Raw genomic sequence first — 16,290 nt, forward strand, 5'->3', positions numbered from 1 at the left:
AATTAAAAACGGTCTCATCATGGATATTTTCAAAAAGCAGGAATCCAACGTACGCTCATATTCAAACAATTTCCCGGTCGTTTTTCGTAAAGCGAAAGGCTGCTGGCTAGAAACAGAACAAGGTGAACGATACTTAGACTTCCTTGCTGGAGCGGGATCTCTAAATTACGGCCATAACAATCCAGTACTAAAACAAGCGTTGCTTGAGTACATTGAAATGGACGGTATTACTCACGGTTTGGATATGCACTCAGAAGCGAAAGCATCGTTTCTGGAAGCGTTGGATACTTACATCCTTAAACCAAGAAACTTGGATTACAAGGTTCAGTTTACGGGCCCAACAGGCACTAACGCTGTTGAGGCGGCATTGAAGCTGGCTAAAAAAGTAAAAGGCCGCGACAGCGTCGTTGCGTTTACTAACGGTTTCCATGGTTGTACTGCTGGCGCACTGGCTGCAACGGGTAACCAGCATCACAGACAAGGTAACGGTTCTAGCCTAAGTAACGTCACTCGTATTCCATTTGAAGGTTACGCTGGCGTAGATGGTCTCGCGCTGTTCGAAACCATGCTAAATGACAACTCTGCAGGTATGGATAAACCAGCCGCTGTACTTCTTGAAACTGTGCAGGGTGAAGGTGGTTTAAATGCTGCTTCAAACGAGTGGTTACAACGTTTGAGCAAAATCTGTAAAGCCAATGACATTCTTGTGATTGTCGATGACATTCAAGCAGGTTGTGGACGTACCGGTACTTTCTTTAGTTTCGAGCCGTCTGGTATCCAACCGGATATCGTGACGCTATCGAAGTCGATCGGTGGTTACGGTTTGCCGATGGCTGTCGTATTACTTAAGCCTGAGCTTGACCAGTGGAAGCCAGGCGAGCATAACGGTACGTTCCGTGGCAATAATCACGCCTTTATTACTGCTGCAAAAGCACTAGAAATTTACTGGGCAAACGATGATTTTGAAACACACATCAAGCAGTGTTCAGACAAGGTAAGTGCTGTTATTGACCGTTGTGTTCGTCGCTTTCCACAAATGTTTGTGCAGAAAAAAGGCCGCGGCATGATGGTTGGTATTGAATGTATCAATGGTGACATGGCATCTGAAATTGCGAAAAACTGTTTCGAGAATGGAATGGTGATAGAGACAGCGGGTCCAGACGATGAAGTTGTGAAGTTCTTCTGCCCACTAACCATTAGCGAATCAGAGCTAGATCAAGGACTAAGCATCTTTGAAAATGCAGTAGAGACTATCGCTGCGAAACATTTCAAACAAGCATCTTAATAAGGATTTTAATTATGATCGTCAGAACTCTAGATGAATGCCGCAACAGCGAACGACGTGTTGTTTCAGATAACTGGGAAAGTGTCCGCATGTTGTTGAAAGACGACAACATGGGTTTCTCTTTCCACATCACAACGATTTATGAAGATACAGAAACTCATATTCACTATCAAAACCACCTTGAATCGGTGTTTTGTATGAGTGGTGAAGGTGAGATTGAAGTTGTAGGTGGAGAAACGTACCCAATCAAACCAGGTACATTATACATCCTTGATAAACACGATGAGCACTACTTGAGAGCTTATAAGAATAAAGAAATGGTAATGGCGTGTGTGTTTAACCCACCGATTACTGGCGCTGAAGTGCACGATGAAAACGGTGTTTATCCTCTCGTTGACTAAAAGATGATGGTGGGGTGCTTTGCCACCCCACACTTTACTATCTCTTCTTTTTTCTTTTTAAAGTTACCAATCAAAAAAGGCTTATCATGACATTTACCGTAGAAAAAATCGGCGGTACATCAATGACAGCATTTGATGCTGTTCTCGACAATATTATTCTTCGTCCCAAAACGCCATACAATCGTATTTTTGTCGTATCTGCATACGGTGGTATGACCGATGCGCTGCTCGAGTGTAAAAAAACCAGTAAACCAGGCGTTTATCAGCTTATCGCGAAACGCGACGACAAATGGGAAGAAGCGTTAGCGTACGTTGAAAGCCGTATGTTGCTGACCAATGAAAATATTTTTGCGGACCCAATGAATCGTATCCGTGCGGATAAATTCATTCGCTCCCGCATTGCTGAAGCGAAAAACTGTATCGCGAATATTTTAGAAACCTGTCAGTACGGTCAATTTTCGTTGCGCCAGTACTTGCCTCAAATTCGAGAGTTTCTCTCGTCTATCGGTGAGGCACATAGTGCTTACAACACAGCACTAAAACTAAAAAATATGGGTATTAACGCTAAGTTCGTTGACCTGTCTGGTTGGGATAATCAAGCGCCAAGAAGCCTTGATGAGTCGATTAGTGACGCGTTTGCTGATATCGATGTATCAAAAGAACTGCCAATCGTGACAGGTTATGCTTACTGTAAAGAGGGCCTAATGCACACTTATGACCGAGGTTATAGTGAGATGACATTTAGCCGAATTGCAGCAATAACAAAAGCGGATTTAGCAGTAATTCACAAAGAGTACCACTTGAGCTCAGCGGACCCACGCGTTGTTGGTCCTGAAAAAGTATTACCAATTGGTAGTACAAACTATGACGTAGCAGACCAACTTGCGAACCTTGGCATGGAAGCGATTCACCCAAATGCCGCTGCGGGTTTACGTGAAAGTGGTATTGAGCTACAGATTAAAAATACATTCGAACCTGAACACGAAGGTACTTTGATCTCTTCAAGCTATCGTCCGGAAGAAGACAAAGTCGAGATCATCGCAGGTAAAGAGAAAGTATTTGCACTGCATTTGTTTGACCAAGCAATGGTAGGAAAAGCCGATAACGTTAGTTACGAATTGATGGAAATCATCTCCGATGCTCGTGTAAGTTTGGTTGGTAAAGAGATGAACGCTAACTCTATTACTTACTATCTAGGTGGCAGTACTGATAGCTTAAACAAAGTATTGTATAAAGCCGAGAAACGTTATCCGAATGCCTCGATTAAAGGTCGTATGGTCGCGCTTATCTCAGCCATTGGTTCTCAAATTGATACCAACAAGACGTTGGCAAAAGGTGTACTTGCATTGATGAATAATGGCGTTACGCCAGTTGCACTGCACTCATCATTGAGAAATGTAAATGTGCAATTTGTTGTCGGTGATAAGGAATACCAGCACGCGATTTGCGCATTGCATGATGAGTTTTTCCAAAGTAGCAGTTTAGCTAAATCGGTTAATGTGGCTTAGTTTATCCACGGTTAAAATACAAAGGAGAGCAGGTTAGCTCTCCTTTTTTTGTTTTTCAGTTTGTACTCACAATGCCCACTTTGTATAGGCTAAACAGGCGATTTAAGTAAGTTCCTATGTGGCGATACACATAAGCCAGCAGAATGGTCTGCTGGCTTATGTTACTGATTAACTAACGTTAACTTAGTTTACTTAAACTTGCTGATTTCTTGTTCAACTTTGTCTAGTTGTTGCAGCTTCTCTTGCATTTTTAGAGAGTCGTAGTTTAGTGAAGCAGGGTTCATCGCTGTGCCACGCTGCATTGGGTATTCTGGGAGTGTTTTAAAGAACTCTCCCACAACGTCTTGTACAGGTACAAATAGCCACATGTTGTCAGCCATCCAACGCAAGTACATTTGTGATTCGCTTGGGCCTTTTTCGAATGGGTCAGCGCGTAGGTGGATGATTTTAGGCCAGTTCGGAGCAAAACGAACTGCGTTACTTAGGTTCCCTTCAAGCGTTGCAAAGTGAAGTTTCCAGTCATTCCAGCGGACAGCGTTTAATTCACCATTAGACGTAAAGTAAAGCAGCGACTCACGAGGGCCTTTTTCTTCCTTACCTTCAAAGTATGGCATGAAGTTATAACCATCTAAATGTACACGCCACTCTTTGCCATTTGCTTTGTAGCCTTCTGCCAGTTTTTCTTTTACATCAGGTACGCCAGCAGCTGCCAATAATGTAGGCAACCAGTCTTGGTGTGCCATCATTTCATTGATCTTGGTTCCTGGCTTAATTACGCCTGGCCAACGAACCAGTTGAGGAACACGCATACCGCCTTCCCAAGTTGTACCTTTTTCACCATGGAATGGTGTTGCGCCACCATCTGGCCAAGTCATGGTTTCTGCGCCGTTGTCCGTTGAGTAGATAACGATAGTGTTGTCGGCAACACCTAGCTCATCCAGCTTGTCGAGTAAAACACCTACATGATCATCATGTTCCAGCATACCATCGGCATAAATGCTTACACCTGATTTACCTTGGTATTTTTCCTGCAAGCGAGTCCAAACGTGCATACGAGTGGCGTTATGCCAAATAAAGAAGGGTTTATCCGCCTTAACTGCTTTTTCCATAAATGCCAAAGAGCTCTCTAGGAACTCTTCATCTGCGTGCTCCATACGTTTTCGTGTCATTGGGCCAGTGTCTTCAATCTTACCGTCGGCATAAGACTTAATGACACCACGAGGGCCATAGTTTTTACGAAACTCTGGGTCTTTAGGGTAGTAATAAGTTTCAGGTTCTTCTTCTGCGTTTAGGTGATATAAGTTACCGAAGAATTCGTCAAAGCCGTGTTTTGTCGGTAAGTGCTTATCTTGGTCACCTAAGTGGTTTTTACCAAATTGACCCGTCATGTAACCTTGTTCTTTTAACAGATCTGCAATGGTTGGCGCCCAATCAGGTATGCCGTGGTCAGAGCCTGGCATACCAATTGTTAACAAACCCGTACGAAATGGCTCTTCACCCGTAATAAAGGCCGCGCGACCAGCAGTACAAGACTGTTGTCCGTAGTGATCTGTGAACAACGCACCTTCATTCGCGATACGGTCGATGTTTGGCGTTTTGTAACTCATCATACCTTGGTTGTATGCGCTGATATTCCAGTAGCCGATATCGTCACCAAAAATTGCCAGAATATTCGGTTTGTCGGCTGCCATAGCAGCACTGGACGCCGCTAACAGTCCTGCGCCTACAGCGATTTTGCTCAATTGATTTGCCATAAAAACTCCAGATTGTTGAGAGTAAAGATAAGCACAAGTGAGCCTTATGCTTAGTTGCTGCATAAGTTAATGATGTATATAGAAAAATCCTCTTATACTCGATATAACCATAAGTTATTGCTTGGTGGTAACTATTTGTTAATTAAGAAGAAATAGGATTGTCCTGTTAGTTTGTAGAGATTCGTAAAGTAGATTTAGATCACTGAAGAGCCTTATTTTTATTGCGTAGTAGAAGAGGGGATGGAAATGAAAAACAATAGGATGCTCGCTTGTTTTACGGTCCTAAAGCAATACTAAAGTCGTTATGTATTGCTTGTAATTATTTGTATAACCAGTGATTTAGTGTCTATATTGATTTAGGTTGTACATTATAAATATAAGGATATCTATGAGTCAGTGGGCAGGCCGGTTTCGCATTTTATTGCTGGTCAACGTTGTTGTCAGTTTTATGGCTTTTTCTCAAGAGTTATTCACAGAGAAACCAAATATTCCTTCAGGCTTAAATCCAGAATATGCTGGCACACAAGCTTGTGCAGAGTGCCACCAAAACGAGGTGGAGGCTTGGAAAGGGTCACATCACGATATGGCCATGAAGCATGCAAGTACAACCTCTGTACGTGGTGATTTTGATAACCATGTTGTAACGCACAAAGGAATGCCTAATCGGTTTTTTAAAAAAGGCGGCGAATATTGGGTCAACATTCAAGGCTCTGACGGGCAATGGCATGACTATAAGATCAGCTATACATTTGGCTGGGAGCCACTACAGCAGTACATGGTCGAGTTTGAAGATGGCCGCGTGCAGCTTATTCCTTTTGCTTGGGACACAAGAGCTAAAGTTGAAGGGGGACAGCGTTGGTTTCATCTTTATCCAGAAACGACAACAACGGATGAATTCTATTGGACCAATACCGGGCAAAATTGGAACTTCATGTGTGCTGATTGCCATTCAACGAATCTAAAGAAGAATTACGACGCTGACAAAAACACTTACAACAGCTCATGGTCAGAGATTAATGTGGGATGCGAAGCATGCCATGGTCCCGCTAGTCAGCACATAGAGCTGGCCAAGAAATACAAAAATGCTGGCACTTCTTTTGAGCATGACAGCCATTATGGCTTTGATCGAAATTTGTCTAAAGCAGTGTCGGATTGGGTGTTTGAGGAAGGCCATAGTACGTTACAGCCGAAATCAATTGAAGCAACCAATCAAGTGCAAACATGCGCTCAATGCCATAGTCGCCGAACCCAGTTAAATGAAACAGGTGATCATGTTAAAGGTTCCTTTTTTGATAAATATCGCTTAAGTCTTATAACACCTGAACTCTACTATCATGATGGACAGATTTACGACGAAGATTATGTTTATGGTTCGTTTCTTCAATCTGAAATGGCGGAGAAGGGGGTCACGTGCACTAATTGTCATGATCCACACACGGCAGAGTTAACGATCCCAGAAGAGGCAGTATGTTCGCAATGCCATATTGCATCGGAATATACACCTGAAAAGCATACCTTTCATAAGGCTGGATCTGAAGCATCGCAATGTACGACTTGTCACATGCCAGAAACGACTTACATGCAAGTCGATCCTCGTAGAGACCACAGTTGGCATATTCCACGACCGGATTTGAGCAAACATATTGGAACGCCCAATGTTTGCATGTCATGCCATGAAGATAAAAGCAATCAATGGGCCGATGAACAGATAGCAGAATGGTACCCGAATTCGAAGTATCGTAATCAACAACATTTTGCTGTCGCATTTTATGCGGATTCAATTGGTCATCAAGGAGCAGCAAATGCGTTGGCATACTCTGCTCAGGATTCGTCGTTAAAAGACATTATTCGTGCTTCAGCCCTGGAGAGAATGGGGGGCAATACTGACCAAAATACAACAGTATCTTTGGCTAGGGCCGTTAAGAATGAGAATGAAATGGTTCGATTAGGGGCAATTTCAGGCTCGTCTGGTTATGAATTTCATGATCGGTGGCGGATTCTAGAGCCATTGCTTGGTGACCCGGTGCTTTCAGTGAGAGCGGAAGCTGCCTCGGTGCTGGTAGCGAACTACGCACAAATGACCCCTTTACAAAAAGATATCATTAAATCGCCTTTAGAAGAGTACATGGAAATTCAAGAGTTTAATGCCGATCGTGGTTTCGGAAGAACCAATTTGGCGAATGTGTACCGCAGCTTAGGTGAAATCGACAAAGCGGCCGAGCTGTATAAACAAGCGATCAGCATCGAACCCTATTTCGAAAATAGCTACGTTAACCTAGCAGATTTGTATCGTCACCTAGGTAAAGAAGAAGCTGCGCTCACGGTGCTACAACAAGGGATGAAAGCTCAACCTAAATCCAGCACATTACCATACAGCGCAGGTCTTTCTTTGTTACGCCAAGGCAAAGCTGATGATGCGAAAAAGCTACTTAGACGCGCCGCAGAAATTGGTGAAACTAATGCGCATTATTGGTACGTGTACGGTCTAGCTTTAGAAAAGAGCGATGTTCTAGAAGCCAGTAAAGCGTTGCATACAGCATTTGAAGTCGGTGGCAATCCACAACACTTGTATGCTCAATGCGAGGTTCTAGCGAGAAATCATAAAAAAGGCGCTGTCGCTTTTGCTTTCGACAGGTGCATACAAGAGCTTAGTCACTATGCGCCTAAACAAGCTATTGATCAGCTTAAAGCCTCTATTGTCGGGGTCAATAGAAGCTAATTACCAAAAGTGGAGCTTTTATCGCTCCACTTTTTCTTACTTGGTTTAATCAGCGTCTTTCGCTAATCTCAGCCCCATGTCGGACATGATGACTGACTGGCTAGCAAAATCGCGACGATAGTTTTCGGATTCGTCAGCATCATAGGCAAAGCTACCACCTCGTACAGACTTGTGTGCCAGGCTTTCTTTTTCATCTTTTGCGTTTACCGGATTATCACTTGGTGCTGATTTGTAATAGCCTTCATCAAACGCATCAATAACAAACTCACCAACATTACCCGTCATATCGTATAAGCCAAGCTCATTCGGTTTTTTCTGACCTACCTTGTGTGCCTTATTGTTTGAGTTACTGGCATACCAGGCAACGTCGTTAATATCATCAGACCCCGCGTAAGTGAATCCTTGACTTAGATTCCCCCCTTTCGCTGCAAACTCCCATTCTGCTTCGGTGGGTAAACGATAGTGCTCTCCCGTTTTTTCATTCAATTTCTTTATAAAATAATTGGCTTGTTGCCAGCTAATGTTATTCACGGGCGTATTTGGGTTTCTAAAATAACTCAGAGAAGATCCTGTAACCGATTCGAATAACTCTTGGGTTACCTCAAATTTTGCCAAATAGAAATCTTCCACGCGAACGGTGCGAGCCGGGCGCTCGGATTTATTTGCTGACGGATTATCCGAGCCCATCGTAAATTGTCCACCTTCAATAAGAACCATATCTTGATCGATTTTTTGGGCAAGAGGGCTAGGTTGTGTTGTTGCACATCCAGTCATAATTAGCGAAATCGAAATAGCGGCACCAAGGTAAAGAGTATTACTTTTGGAATGCTTCATAGGGGAGCTCCATCAACATTTATGATCAAAGAATTTTATCAGGCAAGTCTATGAAAAACAGTTATACACACTATAACAAGCGCCACGAATAATTGAACATTATCATCACACTAGGCGATTAACTTAATGATTAGTCTTAGCGCCGTTGGGCACAGGCTAGCAACTAAGAAGGTGATGAATGCACATAACTCAAGGTCCGCAGTTCAATGGAAAAGCATCCAAGCGATTACATGTCATGGCGAAACCTATCGGTGCAGTGTGCAATATCGATTGCACCTATTGTTACTACCTAAGCAAACAAGATTTACTTGAGTACAAGCCAGGCTGCTCACCAGTCATGGATGAGGAAACGCTCGAGACCTATATCCGTCAATATATAGCGGGACAAAATACACCTGAAATTATTTTCTCTTGGCAGGGTGGTGAGCCGACAATGCTAGGTTTGGATTATTTCAAGACAATTGTTGAGCTACAGAATAAATACCGTCCCGATGGCATTACGATCTCCAATGACCTCCAGACTAATGGCACACTGCTTAACGATGAATGGTGTGAGTTTTTAAAGGCGAACAACTTTCTCGTCGGTTTAAGCATTGATGGCCCAGAAATGATGCACAACGCTTACCGAACAAACCGAGCTGGTAGAGGCACATTCCGGCAAGTTATGAATGCGGTTGAATTATTACATAAGCACGAAGTAAAGTTTGCTACGCTCACTTGTGTTAACAACTTGACCGGCCGTAACCCACTTGAAGTGTACCGATTCTTGCGAGATGAAGTACGCTCCCCTCAAATGCAGTTTATTCCAATAGTTGAGCAGAAAACATTCAGAACAACCGCCCCTCAAACTTGGGAGCCAAACGAGCAACTAAAGCAAGGAGATAAACGGTTGATCCCAGGTCATAAAGATGCCGTTGTTGAGCCTTTTTGCGTTGCGGATGAAGCATGGGGAAATTTTCTGATCGCGATTTTCAATGAATGGGTTTTACACGATATCGGCAACGTGTTTGTGCAGTACTTTGAAGCCAGTATCGAAACCTGGATGGGCAGAAAAAACCCACTGTGTACGTTAGGTGAAATCTGCGGGAAGGGCTTAGCAATGGAGCCTAATGGTGATGTGTTTGCGTGTGATCATTACGTGTACCCAGAATATAAGGTTGGAAACATTCATCACGAAAAGCTCGATACGCTCGCTTATAGCTCTGAGCAGCAGAAATTTGGGTTTGCTAAAAGTCGTACGCTGCCCCAACAGTGCCTTCAATGTGATTATCAATTTACATGTTTTGGAGAATGTCCCAAAAACCGTTTTATCCGTACTAGGCAAGGTGAGCCTGGTCTTAATTATCTCTGCGCGGGTTGGAAGAAGTTTTTTACCCATGTTGATCAGTCGATGGCGTACATCTTACGAGCGACAGGTAACCCAGTGGTTCACGGCAAATACAGTGACCAGATTCTACACCAGCAAGCTACTCAAACACAGACTGTGTTTGAAACGAAGTTTTAAGATAGTCACTACGCCTGCTACAGGCCCGGAAATGAAAGAATATAGGTTATTGAATGCAAAAAATTAAGCTGCTCTCTAAATCATTACTCGTGATCTCGATCGGCATTGCTGCGAGTCAAACAGCAGTGGCACAAGAAACAACATTGCTAGACCCAGATCAAGTATCGCCGACAACGGTTGTCACTCCACAAGAAGCTCAAATGACACCGGCGCAACGAGTCGAAAAGCTGTCTTATGATGCGCAAAATAAAAAGTTGTCTTCAGAAAAACGTATTGATGCTTTACGTGAGTTAGCCAACTATCCAAGCCAAAATGCATTGGTTGCAGTTGCGCGTGGGTTGCAGGATGAAGATGCAGGTATTCGCGAAGCTGCGATCGTGGGAGCACAGCCATATATGATTGAGCACCGTTGGCGTTTGATTTCACCGTTATTGAGTGATGACGCCGCCATGGTGCGAATTACAGCAGCGATTAACCTCGTTCGAGATTACGCCAATTTGAGTTCGGAGCAACAGCAGTCACTTGAGGGGCCTGTTTCAGAGCTGACAGCACACTTGTCCAGTAAGAACGATAATGTTTCCAAGTTATTACTTGCAGACGTTTACCGTTGGCATCGTGATTGGGATAAAGCGGCGCTGATATACCCAGAGTTAACTAAGCTTGAGCCAAACAACCCTCAAGTTTGGTTAAGCTATGCAGACAACTTCCGAGCGCAACAGCTAGACCAAAAAGCTATCAACGTGCTTGACGAGGGTATCAAGCTAAATTCAGAAGATGCCTCGCTGCATTATTCTAAATCTCTCGCTTTGGTTAGATTAGACAAAAAGAAAGAAGCGGCGTTTGAAATAGACAAAGCTGCGACGATGGCAACGACGAACAGTTACTTTTGGTATTTAAATGGTGTTCTGCAAGAAGAGTTAGACTTGAAGAAGTCTGTCAACGCTTTTGAGCAAGCGTATTTGATATCCGGTGCTCCAGAACAATTGTATGCCGTGTGTGACATCTATGTCAGATACGGCAACCCTAAAACGGATGACTGTTTAACAGAGCTAACGAAGGTCGCTCCCGACTATGTTATTGAAGAGCTCAATCAGAAAAAGGGACGTAAAAGTGCCTCTACATCAGTTGAAGCCAATGAATTTAAACTCTAATCGGTAAATTCCATGTTCCTATTTCAATAAAATAGTGAACCAATTTAGTGACGGTGTCACTCTTTGGTGGCCGTTGGATATGTCAGTTCAATATGCGCCTGTTTCAATTGAACTATACTTTTGATTGGATTCGCACCTAGCACCTCAATATAAGGAATTAAGATGGCTATAAAGTTAAAGACGATTGTCTTAGCAACAGGTTTTGCTCTGTCTAGTTACGCTGTTGCTGCTGATATGCAAGATCCACTTCCGTCATGGAACAACACTGACTCTAAGCAAGCTATTATGGCGTTTGTTACGAAAACAACGACTCAAGGTTCGGATTCCTATGTTCCTGAAAGCCAACGAATCGCGACGTTTGATAATGATGGAACACTTTGGGCAGAAAAGCCTGTTTATCTACAGTTGTTTTTTGCGATCGATAGAGTAAAAGAAATGGCCTCTGAGCATCCTGATTGGAAGACAACCGAACCCTTTGCTTCCGCATTAAAAGGTGACATGGAGGGGATTGGTAAACAAGGACTCGAAGGTGTAATGAAGCTTGTTATGGCAACCCATTCTGGAATGTCTACTGAACAGTTTCATCAAGAAGTTAAGGAATGGTTGAAAACGGCTGTCCATCCAACAACGGGTAGACCATACACTGAAATGGTATATCAACCTATGCTCGAACTGCTCGACTATTTAAGAGCGAACGACTATCAGACCTACATCGTTTCTGGAGGCGGAATTGAATTTATGCGCGTTTGGGCGCCGGAAGTATACGGCATTCCAACGCAAAACATCGTGGGAACGACGTTAAAGGCGGAATATCAAAGTGTTGATGGAAAACCTACCATCCAACGCATGCCGGAAATAGACTTTGTCAATGACAAAGCAGTAAAGCCTGTGACGATTCAAAACTTCATTGGCAAACGTCCGGTCATGGCTTTTGGTAATTCTGATGGTGATTTACAGATGTTAGAGTGGACGAAAGCAGGTTCAGGTCCAAGATTTTCTGCGATTATCCATCACACGGATGACAAGCGTGAATGGGCGTATGATAAAGATTCTCATGTTGGTAAGTTAGATAAATCGTTTAAAGTAGGTGAAGAGCAAGGTTGGCTATTTGTCGATATGAAACAAGATTGGAATCAAGTGTTTAAAGAGAGCACTAAATGATAATCTTTGTTTGACCATAACTTGCTGCAACCAAACAATTGCAACGAAATAAAAGGCCTCACAATTGAGGCCTTAGTTAATTCCACAATAGCTTCGATACCTAGGGTCTAGTTTCTAGGTTGCTGTGTCATTGTTTCTACCACTTTTTCAATACTTAACGAGCTACCTTTCGTTGCAGGGAACTCCTTAAATGTCTCTAGGAACTTACGCACGATAGCTTGAGCAGGAACGAACATCCACATTTGATCAGCGTAAAAATGTCTGACGTAAAGTGCTGCATCTGGACCGACCTCAAATGGATCCATACGAAGGTTTACAATCAAAGGCCAACTAGGTGTTTTGCGGTATGCCTCATTAATGGCACCCTCCATAATACTGAAGTGGATCTTCCAGTCTTTATAACGAACGGCGTTTAAATTACCACCAGCATCGAAGTAAAAGATTTCTTTGCGTGCGCCTTCATCAGCTTTACCAGTCAGCAGATCAAGTTGGTTGTAGCCATCTAAATGTGCTTTAAAGGTTTTGCCCGCTGCTTTATGACCCTTCAATAGTTTTTCTTTCACATCAGGTTCGCCCACAGCTGCGAGTAGAGTTGGCATCCAGTCTTCTTGTGAAAAGATATCGTTGATAACCGTTCCTGGTTTAATGTTTCCAGGCCAGCGTACCATCATCGGAACGCGGAATCCGCCTTCCCAAGTCGTACCTTTTTCGCCCTTGAACGGTGTAGTACCACCATCTGGCCAGGTAAATTTCTCAGCGCCATTATCGGTACTAAAAACAACAATGGTGTTATCTGCTACGCCTAGCTCTTCAAGTTTATCAAGCATGACACCTACTTGATCATCTAGGTCCATCATGCCATCGGCGTATAAGCCGTAACCTGACTTCCCTTGATATTCTTCACTCAAATGTGTCCAGACGTGCATACGGGTTGAGTTATGCCAAATAAAGAATGGTTTGTCTTCTTTTACTGCTTTTTCCATAAATGCCAAGCTAGCATCCATGAACTCTCGGTCTACGTTTTCCATACGCTTACGAGTAAGGGGACCAGTGTCCTCGATTTTGCCATCCGCAGTCGCCTTCAACACGCCTCGAGGTCCGAATTTTTTACGAAACTCTGGATCTTTTGGATAAAACTCAGACTCAGGCTCTTCTTCCGCGTTTAAATGGTATAGGTTACCAAAGAACTCATCAAACCCATGGTTAGTTGGTAGGTGCTCATCTTGATCACCAAGGTGGTTTTTACCAAACTGACCAGACACATAGCCGTGATTTTTAAGTAACTCTGCGATAGTAGGATCTTTCGATTGAATACCCTCTTTTGCGCCGGGCATACCAATAGTCAATAGACCGGTACGAAACGGATGTTGACCCAGAATAAATGAGGCTCGTCCGGCAGTACAACTCTGTTGTGCGTAAGCGTCTGTGAAAATGGCACCTTCATTGGCGATTTTATCAATGTTAGGAGTCTTCCCTCCCATCATACCATTGTGATACGCACTAATGTTGTATACACCTACATCGTCACCCCAGAACACAAGGATGTTGGGCTTATCGGCAGCAAAGGCTGTGGACGCAGCTAATGTACCGACCAATGCCATTACCTTTTTAATCGAGTTTCGCATGAAAATCCTCCGCGATAAATGAGTCCATTATCGTTATATAACGTTACTAATTGTGTTCATCATGGCGAAGTCGAGTGAGATGACACCAAATGAGACAATGTAGTCAGTTGAATATAGTAGAGGTTTTTTGTTGCTTCCAAGTAATCCCTGTTTTTCAAAAATGTTAACTAACATGGACTAGACTTTAGTGTGTTTTAAGTGTGATAAGACGCACTTACAGGATTGAATTTCAATGAAAGGCGACACTATGAAAAATAAAATAGCAACTATCCTGTTTCTATGTATCCCGTTAGAAGTGGTTGCGGAAGAGACACCAAATGTCGTGGTAATGTTGGTTGATAACCTTGGGTGGGGGGAACTAAGTTCCTATGGGAGTACCAGAGGTGTTGAAACTAAAAACTTAGATCAACTTGCTAGAGAAGGTGTACGCCTTACTAATTTTAATGTGGAACCGCAATGCACGCCAACTCGCTCCTCATTCATGACGGGGAGGCGAGCGCTTAGATCTGGGACAGATAAGGTTGTTTGGGGAGTGCCTTACGGTATGGTGAACTGGGAAATAACCATTGCAGAGAAGTTTAAGGAACAAGGATATAACACGAGCCTTTACGGGAAATGGCATTTGGGAGACCAAAAAGGGCGCTTTCCAACGGATCAAGGCTTTGATGAATGGTATGGCATTGCAAATACGACGGATGAGTCAGAATATAGCTCTCAACCCGGTTATAAAGCTATATTACCTAAACCTCAAATCCTTTCAGCTAGAGCAGGGCAGGACCCTAAAGGGGTCAAAGAATATAATTTGGACTCACGTAGAACGATTGACAGTGAGCTAGTTGAACATGCCACAGATTTTATAAATCGAAATGTGAAAGAGAATAAGCCATTTTTCTCTGTAATTACTTTTACTCAACCACATTTACCGACGCTACCTCATCCTGATTTTATTGGTAAAACAGGCAAAGGAAATTACTCAGATGTGTTAGCTGAGATAGATTTTCGAGCTGGGCAAGTTATTGGTGCAATAGAAAAAGCAGGAATTAAAGACAATACACTAGTGATTTGGTTTTCTGACAACGGTCCAGAGTGGCATATGCCATACCAAGGCTCTAGCGGACCATGGCGTGGTGCGTACTTTACGGCTCTTGAAGGCTCTCTCCGAACACCATTTATTGCCTCTTGGCCTAACCACATCAAACCGGGCAGAGTGAGTGATGAAATTATCCATGTTGTGGATCTATTTGCCTCACTTTCTCATGTCGGTGGATACAAATTACCAAGCGATAGAACAATAGATAGTATTGATCAGTGGGCCTTTTTAAAGGGAGATAGTGAAAAGTCTAATCGAGATGGTTTCATCGTTAACAATGGATCTGAAACCTACGCTTATAAGTGGGAAAATTACAAGATGCACTTTATTGATCAAGATATCATGCCGGAGAAAGGGCGCCCATTACAGATCCCTGAAATATACAATTTGATTGATGACCCTAAAGAGGAGTTTGATTTAAGAAATAATGCCACATGGTTATTTCCTATCATGATAGGAAAGAGAGTAAAGTTTGAATCTTCCGTTTCAACAAGCTGCGATACGATTCCTTTCCCTGCTCCATTTGGATATGAGCCCGATTGTAGCAAGGGGAATTTCAATCAATTTCCAGTGGATGGATTACGCCAGAAGTAGTTTACCCCAATGGCTCTTTCTCGCATACATGAGGTATGTTTTTGGTTCAATATCTCATTAGAGCCATTTAGGGCCATGTTTTTTCTAGTTTCATTTGAACAGTCATATTCGTCGACCATACTTAAAGTTCGTTGTTTCATATGGGGCGAATTATGCAGCCAATACTCTACATTCAAATCGGTAATGTTCTTTGGGCGGTTTTAAGTGACGGTTCTTGGATCCAAATGTTGCCCAACGAACAATTAGTTCCAGAAGTAGAGGTGGTTGTTCTTAATACTGACATTCTCGATATTGCATTTAATGAAGATACAACAAGTGAGGATGAATCGAGTTCGAATGATCTTTTAATTGCATCTCAAAACGGTATTGAATCCACTTTTAATCAGAGCGTTCGAGATTTTAGTGAGTCTTCTGGTGGGTTAAGTTTTGTTGCCTATATTCGCGCTGTTTTACCTGAGCAACTCGTTTCTAATGGCTATGTTACTAGGCCAGCAGTGCAAGAAAGAGAGAACCCAACTTCTGAGACTCAGGCTCCTGAGCGGTTGAATCCCGATGCTATATTAACGGTGGATATTCTTGATGGCGGCGATGGATACGAAAACCAGTTTGAAGTTCCTAGTGTCACGATTCAAGGTGACGCACTCAAGATAAGCGATGAGTGGCT

The 16,290-nt window shown here is 43.0% G+C and carries 12 protein-coding genes; 9 read left to right on the forward strand and 3 right to left on the reverse strand.

Annotation, left to right across the window (positions count from 1 at the left end; translation table 11 throughout):
* Positions 1–19: 19 nt before the first annotated feature.
* The 3 genes from ectB (at position 20) to R7O03_RS07515 (ending at position 3,194) form a co-directional block, all read left to right on the forward strand.
* On the forward strand, positions 20–1,285 hold the full coding sequence (gene ectB, locus R7O03_RS07505) for a diaminobutyrate--2-oxoglutarate transaminase (protein ID WP_017820939.1): 1,266 nt from the start codon (positions 20–22) through the stop codon (positions 1,283–1,285).
* 14 nt (positions 1,286–1,299) lie between these two features.
* Positions 1,300–1,686 (forward strand): ectoine synthase, encoded by a 387-nt coding sequence (locus tag R7O03_RS07510; protein WP_005377769.1) that lies wholly within the window; start codon positions 1,300–1,302, stop codon positions 1,684–1,686.
* A gap of 86 nt (positions 1,687–1,772) precedes the next feature.
* Complete coding sequence (locus R7O03_RS07515) at positions 1,773–3,194, forward strand: aspartate kinase (protein WP_005377768.1); 1,422 nt, start codon at positions 1,773–1,775, stop codon at positions 3,192–3,194.
* 188 nt (positions 3,195–3,382) lie between these two features.
* Here R7O03_RS07515 and R7O03_RS07520 read toward each other — a convergent pair whose 3' ends face one another.
* Positions 3,383–4,948 (reverse strand): arylsulfatase, encoded by a 1,566-nt coding sequence (locus tag R7O03_RS07520; RefSeq protein WP_005377767.1) that lies wholly within the window; start codon positions 4,946–4,948, stop codon positions 3,383–3,385.
* Between the two features lie 388 nt (positions 4,949–5,336).
* Between R7O03_RS07520 and R7O03_RS07525 the strand changes: the two genes are divergently transcribed.
* On the forward strand, positions 5,337–7,667 hold the full coding sequence (locus R7O03_RS07525) for a tetratricopeptide repeat protein (RefSeq protein ID WP_213987256.1): 2,331 nt from the start codon (positions 5,337–5,339) through the stop codon (positions 7,665–7,667).
* A gap of 45 nt (positions 7,668–7,712) precedes the next feature.
* Here the strand turns inward: R7O03_RS07525 and R7O03_RS07530 are convergent, their stop codons facing one another.
* A complete protein-coding gene (locus R7O03_RS07530; protein ID WP_372034459.1) occupies positions 7,713–8,441 on the reverse strand; it encodes a formylglycine-generating enzyme family protein in 729 nt (242 codons plus the stop codon).
* A 238-nt stretch (positions 8,442–8,679) separates the two neighbouring features.
* Here R7O03_RS07530 and R7O03_RS07535 point away from each other — a divergent pair, with 238 nt between their 5' ends.
* From R7O03_RS07535 to R7O03_RS07545, 3 genes are all read left to right on the forward strand, one after another.
* Positions 8,680–10,005 (forward strand): anaerobic sulfatase maturase, encoded by a 1,326-nt coding sequence (locus R7O03_RS07535; protein WP_213987257.1) that lies wholly within the window; start codon positions 8,680–8,682, stop codon positions 10,003–10,005.
* A gap of 53 nt (positions 10,006–10,058) precedes the next feature.
* Positions 10,059–11,156, forward strand: a complete 1,098-nt coding sequence (locus tag R7O03_RS07540) for a hypothetical protein (RefSeq protein WP_017821946.1) — start codon at positions 10,059–10,061, stop codon at positions 11,154–11,156.
* 162 nt (positions 11,157–11,318) lie between these two features.
* Complete coding sequence (locus tag R7O03_RS07545; protein WP_213987258.1) at positions 11,319–12,317, forward strand: HAD family hydrolase; 999 nt, start codon at positions 11,319–11,321, stop codon at positions 12,315–12,317.
* Positions 12,318–12,424: 107 nt separating this feature from the next.
* On the opposite strand, the gene R7O03_RS07550 is transcribed toward R7O03_RS07545, so the two are convergent.
* Positions 12,425–13,942 carry an arylsulfatase gene (locus R7O03_RS07550; protein WP_005377761.1) on the reverse strand — a complete coding sequence of 506 codons (1,518 nt, stop codon included), beginning with the start codon at positions 13,940–13,942 and terminating at the stop codon, positions 12,425–12,427.
* Positions 13,943–14,189: 247 nt separating this feature from the next.
* Between R7O03_RS07550 and R7O03_RS07555 the strand changes: the two genes are divergently transcribed.
* Positions 14,190–15,626, forward strand: coding sequence for an arylsulfatase (locus tag R7O03_RS07555; protein WP_225452467.1), 1,437 nt, complete (start codon positions 14,190–14,192; stop codon positions 15,624–15,626).
* Between the two features lie 152 nt (positions 15,627–15,778).
* On the forward strand, positions 15,779–16,290 hold a 512-nt coding region (locus R7O03_RS07560), incomplete at its 3' end, for a hypothetical protein (protein ID WP_171343225.1).

The sequence above is a fragment of the Vibrio sp. Vb2960 genome (assembly GCF_033337665.1).
Classification (GTDB): domain Bacteria; phylum Pseudomonadota; class Gammaproteobacteria; order Enterobacterales; family Vibrionaceae; genus Vibrio; species Vibrio alginolyticus.

Coding starts and splice junctions, on each gene's coding strand:
- ectB (WP_017820939.1), top strand. CDS start 20: ATGGATATTTTCAAAAAGCAGGAATCCAACGTACGCTCATATTCAAAC.
- R7O03_RS07510 (WP_005377769.1), top strand. CDS start 1,300: ATGATCGTCAGAACTCTAGATGAATGCCGCAACAGCGAACGACGTGTT.
- R7O03_RS07515 (WP_005377768.1), top strand. CDS start 1,773: ATGACATTTACCGTAGAAAAAATCGGCGGTACATCAATGACAGCATTT.
- R7O03_RS07520 (WP_005377767.1), bottom strand. CDS start 4,948: ATGGCAAATCAATTGAGCAAAATCGCTGTAGGCGCAGGACTGTTAGCG.
- R7O03_RS07525 (WP_213987256.1), top strand. CDS start 5,337: ATGAGTCAGTGGGCAGGCCGGTTTCGCATTTTATTGCTGGTCAACGTT.
- R7O03_RS07530 (WP_372034459.1), bottom strand. CDS start 8,441: ATGACTGGATGTGCAACAACACAACCTAGCCCTCTTGCCCAAAAAATC.
- R7O03_RS07535 (WP_213987257.1), top strand. CDS start 8,680: ATGCACATAACTCAAGGTCCGCAGTTCAATGGAAAAGCATCCAAGCGA.
- R7O03_RS07540 (WP_017821946.1), top strand. CDS start 10,059: ATGCAAAAAATTAAGCTGCTCTCTAAATCATTACTCGTGATCTCGATC.
- R7O03_RS07545 (WP_213987258.1), top strand. CDS start 11,319: ATGGCTATAAAGTTAAAGACGATTGTCTTAGCAACAGGTTTTGCTCTG.
- R7O03_RS07550 (WP_005377761.1), bottom strand. CDS start 13,942: ATGCGAAACTCGATTAAAAAGGTAATGGCATTGGTCGGTACATTAGCT.
- R7O03_RS07555 (WP_225452467.1), top strand. CDS start 14,190: ATGAAAAATAAAATAGCAACTATCCTGTTTCTATGTATCCCGTTAGAA.